We start from the raw sequence: 22,073 nt of genomic DNA on the forward strand, positions 1-22,073 counted from the left end.
TGGACCATGAAATGGTTGGAGAAAAAGTGGGTGTCTGTACCGATATTGTGGATTACAGTCATTCTGATATGGCAGCTTGGTGCATTGCTCTACGGGCCGGACGTGATCCCTGGTCCATGGGATACTGTGCAGGGTGCTCGCGAATTAATTGCGGATGGCACTCTCATGCAGTATATCGGGATCAGCTTCACACGTGTACTGGCCGGTTGGGTGCTGGGAAGTGTCATTGCCATTCCGGTAGGGCTGCTTATCGGCAAGGTTCACATCATCCGTCTGTTTGCCGAACCCTTTCTTAATTTTATTCGATTTATACCGCCAATTGCTTTCATTACATTGTTCCTGGTCTGGTTCGGCATTGGGGAACAGTCCAAGATTGCACTGATCATGTATGCGACATTTTTCATTGTTGTACTGAATACACTGACGGGTGTCCTGTCCATTGAAGAGGATAAGATTCGTTCAGCCCGCAGTATGGGAGCGAATGAGTGGCAGATTTTGCTGCATGTGGTTGTCCCTGCTACGACCCCATACATTTTCACAGGTATTCGATTGGCGATGGGAACTTCCTATATGGCCATTATCGGCGCAGAGATGATTGCCTCTAATGAAGGCGTGGGTTATCTGATCTGGAATTCACGGCTGTTTTTCCGGACGGACTGGATTTTTGTTGGCCTCATTTCTTTGGGATTCATGGGTTTTCTCACGGATCGTTTGTTCAACTGGTTTGGTCGCCGTGTGTTGTATCGTTATGGCGTCATCGGCGGGGTTAAGAGAGGCTGACACTATACGGAGCCGACGATGCGATGATTGTTGTAATAGGGCAGTTTTGATCGATTATATTTCATCCAGCAGACCTGATTCGCAGCTTACTAAGCTGTCGGATCAGGTTTTTGTCATGCCTGCAACGGCAGTTTCGGCATTGGGCTCAAACCGTGGTATAATTGAATTTCAAAAATAACATTAACGTCATGTGGACCATAGATGCTGCCACATGCAGGAGAGATTATGGACTGGATTATCGGCGCCGTATGCGCTTTTATTGTGGCGGGTGCAGCCTACGCGAAGAAATCGCTAACCCTGTCCGGTTGCTTGGCAGCTGTGTTGATGGGAACGATCTATTACGGGGCAGGCAACCTGTTTTGGTTTGGCACACTGCTGTTGTTTTTCATAACTTCAACCTTGTTGTCCAAGTATCGTAAGGAACGCAAGCAGGAGCTGGAGAAATCGTATGCCAAGACAGGCAATCGGGATGCAGGGCAGGTGTTTGCCAACGGGGGAATGGGCATGCTTCTATGTTTGGGATACTGGATATTTCCACACCCGGCCTGGATCTATGCTTTCATTGGTGTAATGGCAACCGTAACATCCGATACCTGGGCTACCGAACTCGGAAGCCTGAGCCGCAAGCCGCCACGTTCTGTGGTGAGTTGGAGGGTGCTGACCCCGGGCGCTTCCGGTGGTGTGTCGTTACTTGGGACAACAGCGGCGGCAATAGGCGGAGCATTAATTGGAGCAGGGGCATTTATCTTTTCTTGGATCGCAGACTTTGAAACGCTCGGATTTCTAAGCTGGATGTGTGTTGGTCTTGTAGGTGGACTGGCTGGAGCATTTGCCGATTCCTACCTGGGAGCAACAGCCCAGTTGATGTATCGCTGTACTGAATGCGGCCGTGAAGTTGAGGTCAGTGAACACTGTGGCCACAAGACCGTTCGCGCACGAGGCTGGACATGGATGAGCAACGATCTGGTCAACGTGCTGAGTTCGGTGATCGGCGGATGTGTGGCTATCGGTTTGGGTATTATTTTGGCGCTGTAGGGAGGGAGTGCAATTGAGCACTGTGCAGGGAGACAAATCGGAGGCTATTTTGGATGCGGCTTATGGTATTTTTGGATCAAAAGGATTTTATGAGACAAAAATGTCCGATATTGCTGAGGAAGCTGGCATTGCAAAAGGCACCATTTATTTATATTTTAAGAGCAAGGAACAACTATTTGTCGCGGTTTCCAAGCGGGACTGTAACAGTTTTATCAGCAGGCTTGATTATGCCTTGAAATCTCAGGAGAATACAGGTGAAAAGCTTGGCGCAATCGCCAAGACGCACCTGACTTATTATTACGAGCGGCGCAATCATACGAAGCTGTTTTTTATGGCACCTAATAACGATCCGGATCTAATGAAATTCATGAAGGCCTTTATGAATGAGTATATGAGCATGGTGTGTGAGGTGTTGAAAAGTGCAAGTGTACCTGAGCCTGTGCTTTTAGCAGAAGCCTATATCGGAATTTTGGATCGATTGAAGATGGATATTATGCTGAATCCGGAGTTCAATGAGGAAGATCTGAATAAACGGATTGCTTTTGCAGCGGCACTATTTCTGGACGGTTGTCGTTCTTTTTTACAAGTATAAGTATCATCATGAGCATGGAATCAAGAGAATCTTGAACCTCAATTTACAGAGAAGTGGGTAACGAGCAATGAACATAATGACGGTAGAGCAAATTTCAAAAAGCTATGGCGAAAAAATATTGTTCAAGGACGCCTCGTTTGGCATGGGCGATCAGGATAAGATCGGCGTCGTTGGCGTAAACGGAACGGGAAAGTCCACGTTTCTGCGTGTAATTGCAGGCATGGAACCGGCTGATGAGGGACAGATTGCCATCGGGAATGATGTCCGCATTCAGTTTCTGGCACAAAATCCCGATTTTAACCCTGACAATACCGTACTGCAGCAAGTTTTCGAGGGCGATAGCCCAGAGATGAAAACAGTGCGTGAATACACGGAGACGATGGAACTGTTGGAATTGAATCCATCCGATCCTGCCCTGCAAGAGCGGTTATTGCGTCTGAATCAACAGATGGAGCAGCTTCAAACCTGGCAGATGGAAAGTGAAGCCAAAAGCATTCTGTCCAAACTGGGTATCCGTCAATTTGACGCGCTAATGGGAACATTGTCCGGAGGACAACGTAAGAGGGTAGCTCTAGCGTCTGCGCTGATTCATCCCTGCGAGCTTCTTATTCTGGATGAGCCGACGAACCATATCGATAATGATTCCGTTGTTTGGCTGGAGCAATATCTGCAAAAACGTCGTGGTGCACTCCTCATGATTACGCATGATCGCTACTTCCTGGATCGTGTGGCGAATGTGATGCTGGAGCTGGATCATGGGCGTTTGTTCCGTTATGAAGCAAACTACACCCGCTTCCTTGAACTCAAGGCAGAGCGGGAAGAGCGCGAATCAGCCTCAGAGCAAAAACGGCAAAATCTGCTTCGTACAGAGCTTGCCTGGATCCGTCGTGGGGCCAAGGCGCGGACCACGAAACAAAAAGCAAGAATTGACCGTTTCGAACAGCTAAAGGATCAACAGGGGCCGAATCGCTCTGGCTCATTGGAGGTTTCAGTAGGCTCTACTCGTTTGGGCAAGAAGATTCTGGAGATTGAGCACTTATCCAAATCCGCAGGTGGACGCAAATTAATTGAGGAACTGAACTATATCGCCGTGCCTGGTGACCGGGTAGGTATCGTGGGTCCGAATGGCAGTGGTAAATCGACGCTGCTGCAGCTGATCTCAGGTAAATTGGAACCGGATGCTGGAGAAGTCGTCCTTGGTCCAACCGTTAATCTGGGCTATTTTACGCAAGAGCATCAGGAGATGGATGAATCTCTGCGTGTCATTGAATATATCAAGGAAGTGGCCGAGAATGTGCGGACGGCGGATGGATCCCTGATCACGGCAGCCCAGATGCTGGAGCGGTTTCTCTTTACTCCTGCGTCGCAGTGGACGCCAATATCCCGTCTGTCAGGTGGGGAGAAACGTCGTCTATATCTGCTGCGTATTTTGATGGCTGCGCCCAATGTATTGCTGCTGGATGAGCCTACGAACGATCTGGATATTCAGACGCTGGCGGTACTCGAAGATTACCTGGATGACTTCCCTGGTGTTGTTTTCGTTGTCTCCCATGATCGCTATTTCCTGGATCGTACAGTGGATAAAGTGCTGGCCTTCGAGGGTAATGGAGCCATCCGGGTACATGTTGGCGACTACAGTGAATATGCGGAATGGATGCTGAAGAATGCACCTGGAGCTTCTCAGGTGAGCGATACTGGATCAGCAGCGAAAAAAGTAAAAACAGATGAGGTTAAGCCTGCTGCATCTACGGCTAAGCCGAAGTTGAAGTTTAGCTTTAAGGAACAACGGGAGTATGATCAGATCGACGAGAATATTGAGAAAGCGGAGGCTAACCTTGCGCGGATCAACACTGCGATGGAGGAATCCTTCAGTGATTCAGCCCGTTTGCAGGAACTCATGGCAGAGCAGGCTGAAGCAGAGCGTCATCTGGAAGAACTGATGGAACGTTGGACGTTCCTGAATGAGCTTGCAGAACAGATTGAGAAAAGCAAATCCTAATTGAAAAGTACAAATCGTCATCATTTGAAATAAGGCTTAACGCCTTGTTTTGAAGGATGGCGATTTTTTTATATGAAACGTTAGCCATATCCATTACGTTGTAAGTAGTAAGGCATTAATTCCAGCGAAAGGAGAGAACACCACATTTATGTATAAAGAATTGAATGAACAACTGGCTGTGCTCAAAGAAAAGGGGAGAATTTACGAGAAATGGAACAATCGCCTGGAGAAGTTGAACCAGGAAGAAGCTGAGTGGAAGGCAAAAGTACAGCGGCGCCTGGAGCATCTCCAGAAGGAGCAGAATGATGTGGACCGGCTGAATTGCATGACCTTATCTGCATTTTTCTATAACTTGATTGGCAAAAAGCAGGAGAAGCTGGAGAAGGAAGAACTGGAATTGATGGAGAGTAAGGCTGAGTATGATACAGCCTGCCAAATGTTACAAGACATTCATGAGCAGAGGAAAGAAGTGCGGCGCGAACTGGATGAGCAGAGTAAATATCGATTCTGGGAAAATGATTACAAGGTGCTGTGGGGCAAAAAGGAAAATCAACTGCTGGCGAATCACGATGAACTTAGGCAATTGGCAGAGGATCTGGAGCATTTACGCGGAGAAATGAAGGAGCTTAAGGAGGCAGACCGCGAAGGGGAACGCCTGCTAAGTGCACTCAACCGTGCAGGGGATGCGCTCAAGTCTGCAGGGAATTGGGGAGTATACGACATGATGGGCGGAGGTATGATATCCACTCATATCAAACGCGGTCGCATGGATGACGCTCAATCTGCCTTAACTGAAGCAGGAAGACATTTGAAGCGATTCCAGAAGGAGCTTGAAGATGTGAAAATGGCGGTACACGCTGACTTGGAGCTTGGGGGATTATTATCTTTTGCAGATTATTTCTTCGATAATCTCTTCGTGGACTGGATGGTGCAAGACAAAATCCGAAAAGCCGAATCCCAGGTGGAGGAGGGCCGTCTTACCGTCCGTCGTACATTACATGTGTTGAAAAACGAAATTCGTGATCATGAGAGGGAAGTAACACAAATCGAGCAGCAATATCGTCAGTATGTGGAGCAGGCTGACTAAGGTTGATGTCCAGTTAGGAGAACGTGATAGGGTAAAAAAGATGCCAGACAGCGATGTGAGCTGTTGCTGGCATCTTCCTATATTCCTTAAGTATAAAAGGGTAATTACTTGGTTGTGATGTATGAAGCGAGCAGTCTGGCTGTATTCAAAACGGCATCCTTGTGCGTGCGCTCCATCGAATGGGAAGCATGCACCCCAGGACCAATCAGTGCAGCGCGAATGTTGTTTCCACCTCGCAAGGCAGCACTGCCATCTGATCCGTATTGTGGATAAATATCAACGACATAATCGAGATTTGCTTGTTTGGCAATTTCAATCAGGCGACTCGTCATGTCATAGTCATATGGACCTGAAGAGTCTTTGGCGCAGATGGATACATCCGTTTCTTTACAGCTGAGATCGTCACCCATTGCCCCCATATCTACGGCGATCAATTCACTGATCTCGGACGGGATATACGAGGCACCATGTCCAACTTCTTCGTAATTCGAAATAAGCAGAGAGACGTTATGTAGAGGCTTCCAGCCTTCCCGATGAGCAGATTCCAAAATGCCGAAAAGGGCAGCTACACTAGCTTTGTCATCCAGATGACGTGACTTGATATAACCGCTTGGCGTAATAACCGCACGTGCATCGAATGAAATAAAGTCACCAACGCCGATACCGAGTTCAAGAACATCTTCCTTCGAAGAGACCAATTCATCAATACGAACTTCCATATGACTTTCCTTACGCTCAAAGGTGCGGGCATCAGGGTAGACATGAACGGAAGGGTGCAGGGAGAGAATCGTACCGGTATATGTTTTGCCATCACGTGTGTGGATCGTGCAATACTCATTTTCAATACTGTGCATGGTGAATCCACCCACAGAGGTTAGCTTGAGCGTACCGTAAGACGTGATGGAACGTACCATCGCGCCTAGCGTATCCACATGTGCACTGAGTCCAATGGTCTTGGAGGCATCCTGCCCAGGCAAAGTGAGTACGGCTCCGCCTTTGTTATTTAATTCAAACGAAATATTCAATGATTGGGCTTCTTCCCGGATCATCTCGATAATGTGGTGTGTGTAGCCACTTGGACTCGGCGTATCCAGCAGCCTTTTCAGAAGGTCCAGGACGTAGGATTCATTAATTGTAAAATTCATATAGAGACTCCTCCTCATAATCAGTGTTCCCAAAACAAGAATACAGCCTGTCTGGTCGAATGGGACATCCATTCCTTATGCCAGCAGGCTGCTTGTTCTACTTACAACGAATCTGCAGAATTTCCTTTGCGCTGCTGACTCTGGATGGAATCCGTCTCAGCCATGCGATCCGTTTCAGTTGTTTCGAAGGCTCCCATTGTCGCGGTGGAACCCGGTGAAGAATAGCTCGAAGCCGTGTTCTCCAATTCGGTTACACGCAATTTCAATTGCTTGTTCTCACGCTGCAATCGATACTGACGGAAAATGCCATAGGATCCAACGATGATTCCGCCAATCAGGGTGCAGCCCAGAATCAGCAAAATCAGGGGGATTTGAACCGTATTAAACAGCAGATTAACCTGCACGGAATCCACATTAATAACAGCGAAGATTCCGGTAAGAAGTGCAAAAACAAGACCTGCGATGAGGGTCCATTGCATTTTCATGGTGGTGCCTCCTTGTTGAACAATTCAGAAATACAAATGCATTACCCCATAGAAGGCGCTGTGCATCTGGCCTGATTATAAAATCCCTTGCCCGAAAATGGGCAAGGGATGCAGGTCGCATGTAACAGAAAGACAACTTTATTTAGTCAATTGTTCCATCTGTTCAATCAATTCTTTGAAGACACTCATGGCTTCGCGAATTGGCTGTGGAGAAGACATATCCACGCCTGCTTTTTTTAGAATATTGATGGAGTAGTCACTTCCACCACTCTTGAGGAAGCCAAGATAACGGTCTACCGCAGGCTGACCTTCTTCGAGAATCTGTTTGGAGAAGCTCGTTGCTGCAGAGAACCCGGTTGCGTATTTATAAACGTAGAAGCTGTTGTAGAAATGGGGGATACGTGCCCATTCCATCTCAATATCCTTATCCACAGCCATGCTGTTTCCATGGTATTGGACGTTGAGGTCGTAATAAATTTCAGACAGCAGCTGCGGTGTAAGGGCTTCGCCCTGTTCAGCACGCTCATGAATGATTTTCTCAAATTCGGCAAACATCGTTTGACGGAACACCGTTGTACGGAATTGATCTGCATAATAGGTCAACAGATACAGTTTTTCCTTCGGATCGGTGGATTTGTTAAGCAGGTAATCCATCAGCAATGCCTCATTGGTTGTGGAAGCAACCTCTGCCAGGAAGATGGTGTACTGTGCATCCCGATACGGAAGGGTAGTGTCCGAATAATAGGAATGCAGAGCATGACCCATTTCATGTGCCAGTGTAAACATGCTGTTCAGATTGTCTTTATGGTTAAGCAGGACGTATGGGTGTGTGCCGTATGCACCCCAGCTGTAAGCACCTGAACGTTTGTTTTCGTTCTCATATACGTCAATCCAGCGGTCATCATAACCAGCCTGCAATGTATTCGCATAATCCTCGCCCAGCGGTTTCAGGCCATCTTTGACGGTCTGTTTCGCTTCCTCATAAGTGATGTCCATTTTATACTCATCAACCAGAGGGGCGAACAAGTCATACATATGCAATTGATCCACACCGAGCAATTTTTTGCGCAGATCCATATAACGGTGCAGGAGCGGGAGGCTTTCATGAATGGTGTCCACCAGGTTGGTGTAAACCTCTGTTGGAATGTTGTCACCATACAGTGACATTTCCATTACGGAAGGGTACTTCCGGACATTCGCATAGAACATGTTTTTGGTGACATTGGCATTTAGGGCTGCGGCGATCGTATTCTTCTGTTTGGCGTACGTTTCATACACCGCTTTGAAGGCACGTTCGCGAACTTCGCGATTAGGGTTCTCCAGGAATTGGATGTAACTTCCGTGGGTAAGCTCCACATCGTTGCCGTGTTCATCCTTAATTTTCGGAAACTTGAGATCGGCATTATTCAGCATGCTGAATATGGTTTGCGGCGCTTGGGACAAGTTGCCCACCTGTGCAAGCAGGGCTTCTTCCGTTTTGCTCAAGACATGAGCCTTCTCACGTTTCATCTCTTCCAGTGTGAACTTGAATGCAGACAGTTTCTCATCTGCAATGAATGCATCCAGCTGATCATCCGGCAGAGAGAGAATTTCTGGTGTGACAAAGGAAAGAGCTTCTCCGACACGCACACTCAGCTTTTGCGCTTTTTGGGACAGGTTTTGGTATGTAGGATTAGCTGTGTCTTCATCTTGGTGCATGCGTGCATACACAAAAAGGCGTTCGATTTTGAGACTTACCTCATCTTCGAGTTCAAAACAGGCCTTAAGCGATTCCGGCTTGTTCAGCTTACCTTGAAATTCGGAGGCTTTCTTGGTCAGAGACGTTACTTCTTCGTATTCCTGATCCCAGGCTTTCTGATCGACGAACAAATCTTCGAGTTTCCACGTATGTTCAGTTGGCACCTCGGAACGTTTCAATAATTGACTCATGGGAATCCTCCTTTGATGAAGTTGATGTATAGACCAATCTGCTCCCGTCTCGCTCGCTTGTGCGGAGAGAGACGAAGGAATCAGACTGAGTACTAGCATGACAAACAGTGATTTTCGATATTTCAACGGCCTTCCTCCTGACTATACGAGCAATTCGGTATAGTATGGCCTCGGGCCTGTTGAAATATTTGAGAACACTAGGCTCCCATGTTGGCCAGGAAATAGACAATCAGGAAAAAAGCAAAACAAATAAGCAGTGTGGCTATTAGGGCCATTCCCCGTCGCAGTCGATCCGGGATGGAACTTCGTCCCAGAATAAGCACAACTCCCAGCGAGAAGGCAAGGATAATGAAGATGACAACATTGCTTGAGTCAAGCGTCATTCATTACACCTCTTTGAAAGCAGCCATCAGCTGACGCCATTCATCCTCGCGGTTCTCGAAATCGGCTTTTGGAAAACGGCGCTCAGCCCAGTGCATCAAGGCAGGGCGGCTGAGGAACGTATGGCATTCTTCGCCCCATTCCTCTGAAATTTCACGGAGTACGAGGTATTTGCCTTGTACTTCTACCGTCATCATATTCCACTTGTCTCTTTTGTATATTTCATGTTTTTTAATCATAGATAGTCTCCAAACTTACGGTTTTGGTAAAATGATACCGTACCCTACGTTTCAAAGCAAATTTTTTCCGCATTTATTGAAAAGATAAATTGCAAAGTGGAAAGTCATACAGTATAATGAGGGTATTCGCCATAGATGGCGATATTTTTAGGAGGTTGTTCATTTGAAAGGTACAGTTAAATGGTTTAACGCAGAAAAAGGCTATGGCTTTATTTCAGTTGAAGGCGGCGAGGACGTATTCGTACATTTCTCCGCAATCCAAGGCGACGGCTTTAAAACATTGGAAGAAGGTCAAGCGGTAGAATTCGAAATCACTGATGGAAACCGTGGTCCTCAAGCAGCTAACGTAACTAAATTGTAAGATTTTTCCGTTCAACGGATTTCTTATAAATGATTGGCTTTTAGCTGAATATAAAGAACCCAAGCACAGTCCCCCTACGGAGACTGTGCTTTTTTGTGTTCATTTTTTATAAAGGAGAGCGAGGTGTGCTCATTCTGCACGTTTGGTCATGCTGGATAACAGCTTCAGGATGAAGCCAAGAAGTGCAGCGAGTGAGAAGGCCATGGCTGTAAGGTAAAAGACCTGTCTGCCTGCATGATCCAATATTAACCCGCCAAAGGTTCCGCTGAGCAGACCTGAGGCACTTGACCATACGATGGTGAACAGGGCCATACCTGTCGCACGATACGCATCTGGTACAAGGCGGGTAATATAGCGAACGGCGGTTACGTAGAAAATGCCAAAGGTGACGCTATGCATGGTTTGAATGGCAACAACAGCCGCTGGTGTATCCGATACAGACATCAGCAATAAACGAAGGGTATACATTAGTGCAGCAAAGGTGAGTAACGGAAGCTCCTTATACCGATTGCCATACTTGCTGAGCAGCAGGAATATAGGAATCTCACTCACGGAAGAGATGAGCAGCGACCAGCCGATCAGGCCTTCACTGGCACCGAGATCCTTCAGCGTGATGGTGAGAAAAGCTTCATTCATCCGATGCCCTAATGCGAGCAGGAAGACACACCCGAAAAAGCTCAACACATCTCTGCGTTTCAGGATTGCCCAGAGTCCCGAGAGTTCCATTTTACTGCCGCTTCCAGAGGGTTCATTTTGATCCTGCAACCGGAAACCGATCAGAAGTGTAATGGCCGCAAGTGTAACGCACACCCACATCGTCCACCCGGGTCCAAAAGAACCAAGAAAATAACCAATGCTTAATGCAAAAAATGCATAGCCAATGGAGCCGAAAACTCGAATGGACGTGAAATTTCGACCGTATTTGCTTGCGGTGGTAATCGCCATCGTATCGGCAAGCGGGTAGACCGGATAGTAGAAAAAGTAAAATAACGTCACCAGGATAAATACTTGGCCAAAGGACGTCGCATTGGCGAGCATGACACCTGTAATTAATTGTCCGCCGAGCAGAATGATCATGACTTTGCGAACGGTTTTGTAGCGGTCACTGGCCATACTCCAGAACATGTTGGAGAATACGGAGACAAGTGGACCGATACCGTACAAGTAGCCAATCTCGGCCCGGCTGAATCCCAGATGACTGAAGTAGAGCTGGAGATAGGATACCACCAGCACGGTCGAACCGAAGATTGTAAACATAAGTGCCCGCAGCCAGTTTTGATCCGGGCGGGCGTTGTGACTTAATTTCATGTTGAGAGACTCCATTCTTCATTACATTTCAGTATTTAGCCTTTAAGTGAAGATGACTTGCGGGACGGTGGGGCAGACATGGTAGGCTCCTTCTGCGTGCGCCGGATAACAAGCCATACAATGATCAGTTCTGCCAGCAGACCGAGGGACTGGGCGACCGCACCAATCATGCCGTTCCAAGCCGGGAAGATACTAACCAGAATGAGCAGTACGATCACGGTACAGATTGCATTGGCTGACTGGGAGCGGAACATCGTTTTGGTCTGTCCCCGCAGCAGGATTAGTCCATTGCTGAAATCAAGAAAAGGCGAAATCAGCGGAAATAGCACGAAGGCCCGCAGCGTCCACAAACTTTGCTGCAGCAGGTTTCCTTGAACACTCATTACATTTTCCAGTACCCATGGACCTAAAGGCGTATAGGCTATGGCAGCTGTCATGGCAAAAGGTATAAATCCGGTCACCAGTGCGAATTTTTTCACCAGTTTCGCATCCATCTCATAGAAATTAAGCACAATTTGATGGATGTAGGTGAAGAAGCTTAACATGAGCTGCATCAAACTGCTGGCTACGGCAAAAGAAGAGATAGCCAGCGCAATACCGGTTGTTTTGCCAAGGACGATATTAATGACAGGTCCGATGAACAAGGCGACAAAACTGGATAACAGCAGCGGTTTGTAGAAGCGGAAAACGTCTCCTTTGTTTTCGACAGGATGATCCTCCAGCTTGGCTGGCATGTTACGCTTGATGCTGTTTCCCTCAAGAAAACTGACGAGCGCTTCAATCATCATGCCTACCGCAAAAATGATAGCGCCTACACGACCACTGTTAATACTGTCTGTATAGATGAAATACAAAGATAGGCCATACATGCCTCCAAGACGGAATAACATGCCTATCGTCAGCCATTTGGTCCGATTATTCGTAATAATAATGCCTTGATAGATATTGCGAATGACCGAGAAGATACTGACGTACATCAGGATTTCGTAGACATCAATTACTTTGGTTAATAAATCGGGACTCACGCCGAACAGATATTTAAACACCACTGTACCAATGGGAGAGTATACGATCAAGAATCCGATCAGAAGTACGCAGGCAAGAAATATTTTAGTGACGAAAGTGAGGGCCTGAAAGGACAGGCGGTCCCGAACCAGCGCGGAACAGGTTTGCCGCAGCAGTGTGGAGGGGCGTTCAGTGAGAGTCAGCAGGCTGCCAGCAATCGCGTAGCTGGCGATGACCGTCTCCGGATGGGCGGATCTGGCAAGTGTACTATTAATAATTACGTGAGAAATGGTAACCAAAGAGGCGGATATGCCGAGTGGTACAAAAAAAGCAAATAACCGTCTCCACGAGAGAGGCTCACTTGACATCATGTCAACGACTCCTTTGATGGATGAAATATGCTTAGTATATCACAAAGACTAGTTGGCGGAAGCGACTTTTTCCCGTGATTATGCGGTAGATCATTTGTACAATTAAGGGGTTCATATTATAATGGGATTGGTTAAAAATCGCTCTAATACGTATTCAACCAAGTGGAGGCACATTTATTTTGAGCCAATCTAATCAAAGTCGACATCAATATCCGCGAGGACCGCTGGAATTGATGAGAAGGGTGTACAAGTACACCATTCCGGAAACGCGGAAAGAACTGGCTGAGTGGAGAGCTAAAGCTGAGAAAATTCCGAATGAGGAATTGCGCAATCAGGCTCTGGCTAGTCTCAAGGACAAACAGTTTCACTGTGAGGGTGGAACGGTTTATGCTTTGCCCGATATGCCAAAGAGGCACATCTTGATTCCGCTCATCGTTTCTTATCAAACCATTAGTGATTATTTGGACAATCTGTGCGACCGCAGCACATCGATGGACCCGAATGATTTTCGGCTTCTCCATCAATCCATGCTTGATGCGGTAGATCCCGAAGCAACACCGGTCAATTATTATGCGCTCCGTGAGGAGCAGGACGACGGTGGATACTTGCGGAATCTGGTGACGACATGTCAGGAGCTCACACGTCAGCTGCCTGGATATGCGTCCGCCAAGCCCCAAATTCAGGATCTGGCAGGCCTATACACGGACCTGCAGGTATATAAGCACATCAAACCGGAACTGAGAGAAACGGCACTGCTCGAGTGGTGGGCAGAGCATCGCCACCGCACACCTCAGTTCCGTTGGAACGAATTTGCCGCCGCTACCGGCTCTACGCTGGGCGTATTCATGCTGTTTCTGGCTGCGAGTGATGATCAGCTGACTGAAGAGCAGGCGGCCTCAATCCATACTGCCTATTTTCCGCATGTATGCGCATTGCACATTATGCTCGATTATTTAATCGATCAGGATGAAGATCGTATCGGTGGAGATCTCAACTTCTGCAATTATTACGAAAATGTGGAGACGATGCTAGACCGCATTGCTTTTATTGTGGAGATGGCCCGCAGTGATGTGCAGAATATTCCGGGAAGTGCTTTTCACCGGATGATTATCGAAGGACTGCTTGCCATTTACCTGTCTGATCCCAAAGTCAGCGAACAGCAGGAAGTTCGCGCCATATCCAAGCGTTTGATGAAGAAGAGTCCAATGACCAGAGTTTTTTTCTTTATCTTCAGTCGCTGGATTCGCAAGCATATGTAAGTCAGGCGCATTATTGCGGAAGCCTGAAGTGAAACTAGAGGAGGAAGAAACATCATGACAGCAGTAAAAAAAATCGCAGTTTTAACGAGCGGTGGTGACTCACAAGGAATGAACGCGGCTGTTCGTGCGGTGGTTCGCAGCGGACTGTTCCATGGTCTCGAAGTGTACGGTGTTCAACGTGGGTACCAAGGCCTGTTGAACAACGATATATTCCCAATGGATCTGCGTAGTGTAGGTGACATCATTCAGCGCGGGGGGACGGTTCTGCAATCGGCCCGCTGCAAAGAGTTCTATACTGCCGAAGGTCAGGAAAAGGGAGCGGACATTCTGCGTGCACGCGGCATTGATGGTCTGGTTGTAATCGGTGGGGACGGCTCCTACAATGGTGCCAACAAACTGAGTAAACTGGGAATCAATACAATGGGTCTTCCGGGAACCATCGATAACGATATCTCGTTTACGGATTACACGATCGGGTTCGATACAGCAGTGAGCGTTGTGGTAGATGCAGTCAACAAACTGCGTGATACCATGTCTTCCCACGAACGTTCTTCCATCGTTGAAGTTATGGGCCGCCACTGTGGTGATATTGCGCTTCATGCCGGACTGGCTTCGGGTGCTGAAACGATTCTGGTGCCGGAAGTTCCATTTGACATGGATGAAGTGGCAGACCGGATGAAAGCCAACTTCGCACATGGCAAACGCCACAGTATCATTATCGTTGCCGAAGGTGTTGGCAGGGGTGAAGATGTGGCCAAAGAACTGATGGAACGCTGTCCGACATATGAGCCGCGTGTAACAGTACTGGGTCACATTCAACGTGGTGGTACGCCGACTCCGTTTGACCGCAACCTTGCCAGCCGTCTGGGAGACTTTGCAGTGCGCAGCCTGATCGCGGGAGAGACCGACAAGGGATGTGGCATTATCAAAGGTGAGCTTGTTCTGACAGACATCGATAAAGTTGTTAACACCAAAAAGGATTTCGATATGAACACCTACGAGCTTGCACAACGTTTATCTCAATAAACAACAAGCAAAAGAGCACAGCGCCGTCTATACGGGCTGTGCTCTTTTTGTATGAATCAACATGATGATCTGTTTGAGTTATATCGATCGGTTTATCTGGATTGCTCGATCATGCGGACAGCCTCTTTTCGCTGAACCAGGAATAGCCTCCATAACAGTGCCACAGCACCGACCGCGAGGCCGGCAATCAAGCCGATCCAGTATCCAAAAGCACCGAGCGTTGTATACGTAGCTGTAATGTATCCCACTGGAAGGCCAATGATCCAATAAGCCACAAACGTAATGATCAGTGCAGGATTAACGTCTTTGTATCCCCGAAGAGCACCCTGAGTCGGTGTTGCAATGGCATCTGAAATTTGAAAGAAGATGGCGTATATCAGGAAATGCTGAGTCAACGCAATGACCTCTTGCTCGTTTGAATACAACCCTGCAATTTGTTCCCCGAACACGAGCAATACGACTGCAGTGAGCAGCGAGAGTACAATAGCTCCGCCGATGCCAAGCAAGCTGTATTGTTTGGCATCTTTCAAACGTCCTGCACCCGCCTCGTAACCGACCAGAATGGTGAGGGCCATACATATGCTCACTGGCAGCATGTACAGCGTAGAGGCGAAATTAAGAGCAGCCTGATGTGCAGCAATCGTGATGGTATCAAATCGGCTCATCATTAATGTGACAGCTGCAAAGATTGACGTTTCAAAAAAAGTAGCGAACCCAATGGGTACCCCGATTTTGAGCAATTCTTTCCATTTGCCCAGCGATATGCCGGAGAGATGGCGGAACACGCCATACTGGGCGAAGGGTTCTATCCGGTGAACAAAGAAGATGCTGATCAAAAAAATGATCCAGTATGTACACGCGGTAGCGACGCCGGCACCCACCCCTCCCAGCTGGGGGAAACCCCAACGTCCAAAGATGAGCAGATAATTCAGCAAAATATTAACCGGAAGTGACACTAACGTAATTAACATGGTTATTCGTGTCTGTCCAAGTGCATCCATAAAACTGCGAAGCACGGTATATCCGAACAGTGGAATAATGCCAAAAGCCAGTGCGCTCAAGAAATAAAGAGCTACCCGGGAAACCCGTGGCTCGAGGGGCATCCCATTCAGAATTGGAGTAAGTACCACGGCTCCGATGGCCAGAACGGCTAGGCTCACCGCGATGCCCAGATAGAGTGCCTGGATCACACTGTGGCCGATCTGATCATTGCGCTTGGAACCCAGCAGGTGGGATACCACGGGAGTGATTCCGATAAGAATACCGCTAAGCCCGGTTTGTACCGGCATCCACAGACTCGTGCCAATGGCTACACCAGCGAGATCCGCGGGGGAAAACTTGCCTGACATATTGGTGTCGAAGAAAGACATGGCAGACAGGGCAATTTGTGTTGTGAATATCGGTAGAAATATAATCAGGAATTGCTGTACTTTTTGCGAAAAACGGGTGGTTGTCATGTTCACTTGAAATGCCTCGCTATTCATATAAGAATGATCATCAAACTATCATACGACAGCTACTCATTGTAGTGGATTTTGCTGAATTTGAACAGGGAAAGGCCGGAATTACGTGGCAAAATAATAAAAACCCCGCTCCGCGTGAGCGGAACGGGGAGATGATAGGTAGGGGAAGAGTGCTTTACTTATAGTTCACACCTGAGGTATAACGATTGGACGCATTCCAGAGCAGATACTCATCCACATCCATGTCTTTCATTGCACGAATCTGGTCTTCAACCTGCTTTTTGCCGTATTTGATGTAGTGTCCACTGCCGAGCCAGCTGGCCGTAAAGTCCTGAATCCAAGGCCGAATTACCGGTTTGAGATCCTTGGTTGGGTCGAGTTTCTTATGTGTATCCTCCATGGAGCCTTTGATCGTTGTATAAGGGTCCTTGTCAGGATCCTTTACGCCATACCATCCAGTGGAGTAGTGACTTGGATAGACCATCGGTGAGATCACGTCCACATTTTCGGAGATTTTAACAAAGTCCTGACCGATCCCTTCTGCTGCGGGTACAGAGGCCGCATAGCCGAAAATATCAACGGAAACCCGGACACCCAGAGGCGCAAGCTCCTTGCGGGCGTATTGAACAAATTCCGCAACAACATCGACCCGCGATTTGTCGGTTTTGGTGTACTTCAGTATATCGGCACGGTTCTCGAAACCTTCTGGGAAACGCACATAGTCAAATTGAATTTCCTTGAATCCAAGCATGGCGGCTTCCTTGGCGATTTCAATATTATAGTCCCAGACTTCCTTGCTGTACGGATTCACGAAACTGTCGCCTTTGCCATTGGCCCATACCGATCCATCCTTGTTTCGGAAGGAAAGCTCCGGATTTTTTTTGGCAAGAATCGTATCTTTGAATACAACGACCCGGGCAATCGGGTAGACCTCATGTTTTTGCAGTCGTTTCATTAAGGCGTCAATATCCCTTATAAACGGTTGGGATTTGCCCATTTTCTGTAGCGATTGGTTCTCTGTAGGGTAGGTTATGTATCCGAGGTCGTCCTTGATATCAATAACCATGGAGTTAAGCTCTGTGTTATCAATCAGATCGAGCAGCTCCTTCATCCGGGCTCCGCCGGCACTGTAAGCCGTAACATAAATTCCTTTGACAACTGGAGCATCCGGCTGAGGGTCAACTTTGGCAGGCGGATTATCCGCATCAATGACGACTTGGTCCTTTTGGGATTGAATAATGGCGGTGTTAAAACTATTGGTTAACGATTGAAGCTGCTGGTTACCCTGATCGGCTGTTGCCGTTGCTCCACTGATGCTTCCCAAGGCCATGGCCAGTAAAGCCCAAAACGTGTTCATTTTTATTCCCACTCCCTTTATGTACATTCCATGATTGAATTATATAACAAAGCCTCTGGGCTTTTAACCATATTAATCAAGCGATGAAACATTCCGGAAAAAATGAAAACCGCTTCCTGCGAGGATAACCTCCCGAGAAGCGGCGTGATCAATCGAAAAATATTATTGAATGTAGATGTCGTTCTGATGCTCACAAATACTGTACTGAATGATTTCCATTGCGTCTCCCTGCTCCAGAATGCCCAGCCCATCCCGGAGAACAATAAGTGAATCGAGCTCATTCGGTTTCAAGAAAGGGAGCATTTCCGGGCACCATCTGTTGACGATTTCAAACAGTTTTACCGTTTCCATATCCACAATAATCACCCTTTCCTACTCGAATTCCAAAATGGTAAGTCATTCGGCGCGAATCGGAAAAGCATATGGCCTGTGAAAGTGAAGGGCAGATCCTGCTATACATCATATTTAGGAGCAGTGCACAATTATTATACCACAATTATATAAATTGTTAACCGTACATGTGTCTCAACTTCGGCGGAAAGAACCCATGACACCGACTGTTTCTACGATATTGACGAACGCATTTGGGTCGGTTTCTTTGATGATGCGTTTAATTTCAACCAGCTCATACCGAGTAGTCACTGTCATTAACATGTCCTTTTCAATGTCGGTGTATGCTCCCTGAGTTTTGATCTTGGTGACACCACGGGGACGAACCAGCAATTTTTTCAACATGGCTTCCGTCTCGTTCGTAATAATGTACAACGTCACCTTTACATGGCTGATGTGGATCAGATCAAGCACCTTACCTGTAATGTAGATCGAAACCATGGAGGCGAGAGCGATATTCCAGTCATTGTTCAGATAACCAGCGAGCATAATAATAGCTCCATTCATACCCGCCATAACGGTACCGATCGGGAAATCCCGGTAACGCGTGAAGATGGAACCCACAATGTCGAGTCCTCCTGTAGAACCGCCTACACGGAAGGAGATACCTGTACCGAGACCTACGAGCACGCCGCCGAACACACAGCTGAGCAGAGGGTCTGTTGCCACGACAAAAACAGGCAGCAATCCGATAAACCAGGATGTGGCTGCTACCGACACGATGCTTAATATAATAAATCGTCGTCCAAGAATAAACCAACCTGCGACTAACAGAGGAATGTTAAGAACAAAGTACATTATACTAAGATTCAAACTTGTAAAATAACCAAGAAGCATGGAAATACCGGATACCCCGCCGCTTAGCAGCTGATGGGGGACCAAAAACCAGTTGAAGCCACAGGCAATAGCTGCAGCACCCAATATGATCACTAAAGAGTGCCATATTATTTTGGGCAATTTAATCACCTCATTTATATTTAAAACCAGATTGCTGGTAATCTTGAATTGTTTTGTGATATAATGATTTGTGGATATTCTTGAGTAGGGAACTTTTTCCAAATGGAACGATAAAATTTGAAATGTTTCACACACATGTATGTAGTTTTAGTCTTATGTTGGGGACCCATTCACGAATTATGTTGATAATGAAAATAATTTGCCCAGATGGGATACCCTATAAATATTAACGCTACTTAAGAATACAGACAACAAAGTGGATTGTCCACCATGTCCACCCTATAGAAGGAGTATGAATAATTTTGACAAATTTAAATTTCGTAGATTTCAATCTTGAACCACTGGTGCTGCAAGCCATCACCGAACTCGGGTTTGAAGAGGCAACGCCGATTCAATCCAAATCGATCCCAATTGCGCTAGAAGGCAGAGATTTGATCGGCCAAGCTCAAACAGGTACCGGTAAAACAGCTGCATTCGGTATTCCGCTGATCAGCAAAATCTCCAAAAGTGACGAAAAAATCCGCGCCCTCATTATGGCACCTACACGTGAACTTGCGATCCAAGTTGCCGAAGAGATCGAAAAACTTACCCGCTTCAAAGGTTTGCGCTCCCTGCCAATTTACGGAGGACAAGATATCGTTCGTCAAATCCGTGCACTGAAAAGAAAACCACAGATTATCATCGGTACACCTGGACGTCTCCTGGATCACATCAACCGCAAAACGATTAAACTTGAAGATGTACAAACTGTTGTATTGGATGAAGCAGATGAAATGCTTGACATGGGCTTCATGGAGGATATCCAATCCATCCTGAAACAAGTTCCAGCTGACCGTCAAACGATGCTCTTCTCAGCAACAATGCCTCCTAACATTCAAAAATTGGCTCAGCAATTCTTGAACAACCCAGAGCACGTGTCCGTTATTCCGAAACAAGTTAGCGCACCTTTGATTGACCAAGCGTACATTGAAGTGCCAGAACGTCAAAAGTTTGAAGCGCTTAGCCGCTTGCTTGATATGGAATCTCCAGAGCTCGCAATCGTATTCGGTCGTACAAAACGTCGTGTTGACGAATTGGCTGAAGCATTGCAAAAACGTGGATATTCTGCAGACGGTCTACATGGTGACCTGTCCCAGAACCAACGTGATACAGTAATGCGTAAATTCCGTGATGGAAGTATTGACGTACTCGTTGCAACTGACGTAGCTGCACGTGGCCTCGACGTATCTGGCGTAACACACGTTGTGAACTTCGACCTTCCACAAGATCCGGAAAGTTACGTTCACCGTATCGGTCGTACGGGACGTGCTGGTAAAGAGGGTGCTGCTTGGTCCTTTGTTACACCGCGTGAGATTGATCACCTGCACTTTATTGAGCGTGTAACTCGTCACCGTATCCCTCGTAAGCCTCTGCCAACATTGGCCGAAGCAGTAGAAGGAAAGCAACGTTTGACAGCTGAGCGCTTGCTCGAAATCGTACAAAATGGCGAACTGAACGAATACAAAGGTATCGCTATCCAATTGCTTGAGCAATACGATTCTGTTCAACTGTTGTCAGCTTCCCTGAAGCTCCTTACAGGCGACAAAAAAGATGCTCAAGTTGATCTGACTCCTGAAGATCCGATCCGTGCGAAACGTCGTAAACCGGATGTTCGCTCTGGCGGACGTAAGCCATCAGGTTACAGCAGCAACCGTAGCGGTGGTGGCGGTGGCTACAACCGTGACCGCAACAGCAGTGGTGGCGGACGTGGAGGATACAATCGCGATCGCAACAGCAGTGGCGGTGGAAGCAGAGAAGGTGGTTACAACCGTGACCGCAAACCACGTCCAAGCAACAACGAAGGACGTCGTCCTGCGAAAGATTCTTCTTTTGAATAATATGCAAGACTGATTTAAGAAATGGGGCAGGCAACTGCTCCATTTTTTTTTATGTCTCAAATTGCCTGAATCCGTTACGCTTTAGAGCTCTTAACAAGCAGGGTTACTGATCTGTTTTCGGGAAGTACTGGCTTTTCCTATCAATAATAAGGTATATTAATATTAGACTTCAGGTTATACGCAAGGCTGCGGAGGAGGAGAAATGTTTGGAATTTAAAGGAGCTATGGGTGGGATCTATCGGCTTACAGAGTGGATTACGAGACTGGCCGCAACCAATCTGTTGTGGGCTATTTGTTCGTCTCCGTTCTTGTTTTTCTTGATTATGAAACTGCTCGTTATGCAGCAGAACCTCGCAAATGAATCATTGCAAATGAACTGGGCTATAGCTATTGTGGCACCGCTTACACTATTTCCGGCAACATCGGCCCTTTTTACGGTCGTTCGTAAATGGAATATGGGTGACACGGATGTGCCGATCTTCCGTACGTTCTTTGTAGGCTACAAAGAGAACTACAAACAAAGCTTAATCGGGGGCATATTTTACACCTTGCTTTTTGCCATCATGTATCTGGATTACACGGTATACATGACACAGTTCCGCAATATGCAGCTTGTGGGAATTATCATGCTTGTGCTGCTGTTACTTTTGTTTGTTTCCTTGTTTAACTTTTTTTCGATGGTTGTACACTATCATATGTCAATCGGACTCATTATTAAAAATGCAGTACTTTTGACTCTGATTAGACCGTTTCGTGTATTCTCCACATTGCTCGGAAGCGGACTATTGTTTTACATTGGATTCCGGTATCCGGTATTGTTTGTCTTCTTTATTATCAGTATCATTGCCTGGTTTGCATTCTTTAACTTCTACGCAACCTTCATGAAGATGCAGGAGCAGATGGAGAAAATGCAGCAGAAGAAGGAAGAGGAAGAAGCGGCGCAAAATGATGATGGAGCAGATAAAATCGGTGATCTTGAAGCCTCTGACGTGAAAAGCGATAATCTTCAAAAATAAAACATGAGGCG

21 protein-coding genes are annotated in these 22,073 nt (G+C 46.9%); 10 read left to right on the top strand and 11 right to left on the bottom strand.

Annotation, left to right across the window (positions count from 1 at the left end):
- Positions 1–6: 6 nt before the first annotated feature.
- The 5 genes from MHB82_RS10065 (at position 7) to MHB82_RS10085 (ending at position 5,493) form a co-directional block, all read left to right on the top strand.
- The gene (locus MHB82_RS10065; RefSeq protein ID WP_095358932.1) at positions 7–780 is read left to right on the top strand and encodes an ABC transporter permease; all 774 of its coding nucleotides are present in this window, start codon (positions 7–9) and stop codon (positions 778–780) included.
- A gap of 225 nt (positions 781–1,005) precedes the next feature.
- Entirely contained in the window at positions 1,006–1,815 is an 810-nt protein-coding gene (locus MHB82_RS10070; protein WP_341176616.1) for a DUF92 domain-containing protein, read from the top strand.
- Between the two features lie 13 nt (positions 1,816–1,828).
- Positions 1,829–2,407, top strand: coding sequence for a TetR/AcrR family transcriptional regulator (locus MHB82_RS10075; protein WP_095288031.1), 579 nt, complete (start codon positions 1,829–1,831; stop codon positions 2,405–2,407).
- Positions 2,408–2,474: 67 nt separating this feature from the next.
- Complete coding sequence (locus MHB82_RS10080; RefSeq protein ID WP_341174579.1) at positions 2,475–4,406, top strand: ABC-F family ATP-binding cassette domain-containing protein; 1,932 nt, start codon at positions 2,475–2,477, stop codon at positions 4,404–4,406.
- A 148-nt stretch (positions 4,407–4,554) separates the two neighbouring features.
- Positions 4,555–5,493 carry a hypothetical protein gene (locus tag MHB82_RS10085; RefSeq protein ID WP_341174580.1) on the top strand — a complete coding sequence of 313 codons (939 nt, stop codon included), beginning with the start codon at positions 4,555–4,557 and terminating at the stop codon, positions 5,491–5,493.
- A 104-nt stretch (positions 5,494–5,597) separates the two neighbouring features.
- On the opposite strand, the gene MHB82_RS10090 is transcribed toward MHB82_RS10085, so the two are convergent.
- The 5 genes from MHB82_RS10090 to MHB82_RS10110 form a co-directional block, all read right to left on the bottom strand.
- A complete protein-coding gene (locus MHB82_RS10090; protein WP_341174581.1) occupies positions 5,598–6,638 on the bottom strand; it encodes a M42 family metallopeptidase in 1,041 nt (346 codons plus the stop codon).
- 101 nt (positions 6,639–6,739) lie between these two features.
- Complete coding sequence (locus tag MHB82_RS10095; RefSeq protein WP_095358928.1) at positions 6,740–7,123, bottom strand: LapA family protein; 384 nt, start codon at positions 7,121–7,123, stop codon at positions 6,740–6,742.
- A 138-nt stretch (positions 7,124–7,261) separates the two neighbouring features.
- Positions 7,262–9,052 (bottom strand): oligoendopeptidase F, encoded by a 1,791-nt coding sequence (gene pepF, locus MHB82_RS10100; RefSeq protein WP_095358927.1) that lies wholly within the window; start codon positions 9,050–9,052, stop codon positions 7,262–7,264.
- A gap of 197 nt (positions 9,053–9,249) precedes the next feature.
- Positions 9,250–9,435 (bottom strand): hypothetical protein, encoded by a 186-nt coding sequence (locus MHB82_RS10105; RefSeq protein WP_095288025.1) that lies wholly within the window; start codon positions 9,433–9,435, stop codon positions 9,250–9,252.
- Between the two features lie 3 nt (positions 9,436–9,438).
- On the bottom strand, positions 9,439–9,672 hold the full coding sequence (locus MHB82_RS10110; protein WP_095288024.1) for a hypothetical protein: 234 nt from the start codon (positions 9,670–9,672) through the stop codon (positions 9,439–9,441).
- Positions 9,673–9,835: 163 nt separating this feature from the next.
- On the opposite strand from MHB82_RS10110, the gene MHB82_RS10115 reads away from it, so the two are divergent.
- Positions 9,836–10,033, top strand: coding sequence for a cold shock domain-containing protein (locus MHB82_RS10115; RefSeq protein WP_056700251.1), 198 nt, complete (start codon positions 9,836–9,838; stop codon positions 10,031–10,033).
- A gap of 129 nt (positions 10,034–10,162) precedes the next feature.
- Here MHB82_RS10115 and MHB82_RS10120 read toward each other — a convergent pair whose 3' ends face one another.
- Positions 10,163–11,341: an MFS transporter gene (locus tag MHB82_RS10120; RefSeq protein ID WP_341174582.1), complete on the bottom strand. Its 1,179-nt coding sequence runs from the start codon at positions 11,339–11,341 to the stop codon at positions 10,163–10,165.
- Between the two features lie 35 nt (positions 11,342–11,376).
- The gene (locus MHB82_RS10125) at positions 11,377–12,717 is read right to left on the bottom strand and encodes a multi antimicrobial extrusion protein MatE (protein WP_095358925.1); all 1,341 of its coding nucleotides are present in this window, start codon (positions 12,715–12,717) and stop codon (positions 11,377–11,379) included.
- 233 nt (positions 12,718–12,950) lie between these two features.
- Here MHB82_RS10125 and MHB82_RS10130 point away from each other — a divergent pair, with 233 nt between their 5' ends.
- A complete protein-coding gene (locus tag MHB82_RS10130; protein ID WP_095288097.1) occupies positions 12,951–13,976 on the top strand; it encodes a tetraprenyl-beta-curcumene synthase family protein in 1,026 nt (341 codons plus the stop codon).
- Positions 13,977–14,030: 54 nt separating this feature from the next.
- Entirely contained in the window at positions 14,031–15,002 is a 972-nt protein-coding gene (gene pfkA, locus MHB82_RS10135) for a 6-phosphofructokinase (RefSeq protein WP_095358856.1), read from the top strand.
- 92 nt (positions 15,003–15,094) lie between these two features.
- On the opposite strand, the gene MHB82_RS10140 is transcribed toward pfkA, so the two are convergent.
- The 4 genes from MHB82_RS10140 to MHB82_RS10155 all read right to left on the bottom strand — a co-directional run bounded on the left by MHB82_RS10140 (position 15,095) and on the right by MHB82_RS10155 (position 19,169).
- Positions 15,095–16,459 carry an MATE family efflux transporter gene (locus MHB82_RS10140; RefSeq protein WP_341176617.1) on the bottom strand — a complete coding sequence of 455 codons (1,365 nt, stop codon included), beginning with the start codon at positions 16,457–16,459 and terminating at the stop codon, positions 15,095–15,097.
- A gap of 181 nt (positions 16,460–16,640) precedes the next feature.
- On the bottom strand, positions 16,641–17,822 hold the full coding sequence (locus MHB82_RS10145) for a putative glycoside hydrolase (RefSeq protein ID WP_341174583.1): 1,182 nt from the start codon (positions 17,820–17,822) through the stop codon (positions 16,641–16,643).
- A gap of 162 nt (positions 17,823–17,984) precedes the next feature.
- Positions 17,985–18,173 (bottom strand): hypothetical protein, encoded by a 189-nt coding sequence (locus MHB82_RS10150; protein WP_170948057.1) that lies wholly within the window; start codon positions 18,171–18,173, stop codon positions 17,985–17,987.
- Between the two features lie 174 nt (positions 18,174–18,347).
- Positions 18,348–19,169 (bottom strand): YitT family protein, encoded by an 822-nt coding sequence (locus MHB82_RS10155; RefSeq protein WP_095288017.1) that lies wholly within the window; start codon positions 19,167–19,169, stop codon positions 18,348–18,350.
- A 302-nt stretch (positions 19,170–19,471) separates the two neighbouring features.
- Here MHB82_RS10155 and MHB82_RS10160 point away from each other — a divergent pair, with 302 nt between their 5' ends.
- Both MHB82_RS10160 and MHB82_RS10165 read left to right on the top strand, forming a co-directional pair.
- A complete protein-coding gene (locus tag MHB82_RS10160) occupies positions 19,472–21,046 on the top strand; it encodes a DEAD/DEAH box helicase (RefSeq protein WP_095288016.1) in 1,575 nt (524 codons plus the stop codon).
- A gap of 206 nt (positions 21,047–21,252) precedes the next feature.
- On the top strand, positions 21,253–22,062 hold the full coding sequence (locus tag MHB82_RS10165) for a YesL family protein (RefSeq protein ID WP_341174584.1): 810 nt from the start codon (positions 21,253–21,255) through the stop codon (positions 22,060–22,062).
- Positions 22,063–22,073: the final 11 nt, after the last annotated feature.

This window comes from Paenibacillus sp. FSL K6-2862, assembly GCF_038005125.1.
GTDB lineage: Bacteria > Bacillota > Bacilli > Paenibacillales > Paenibacillaceae > Paenibacillus > Paenibacillus illinoisensis_A.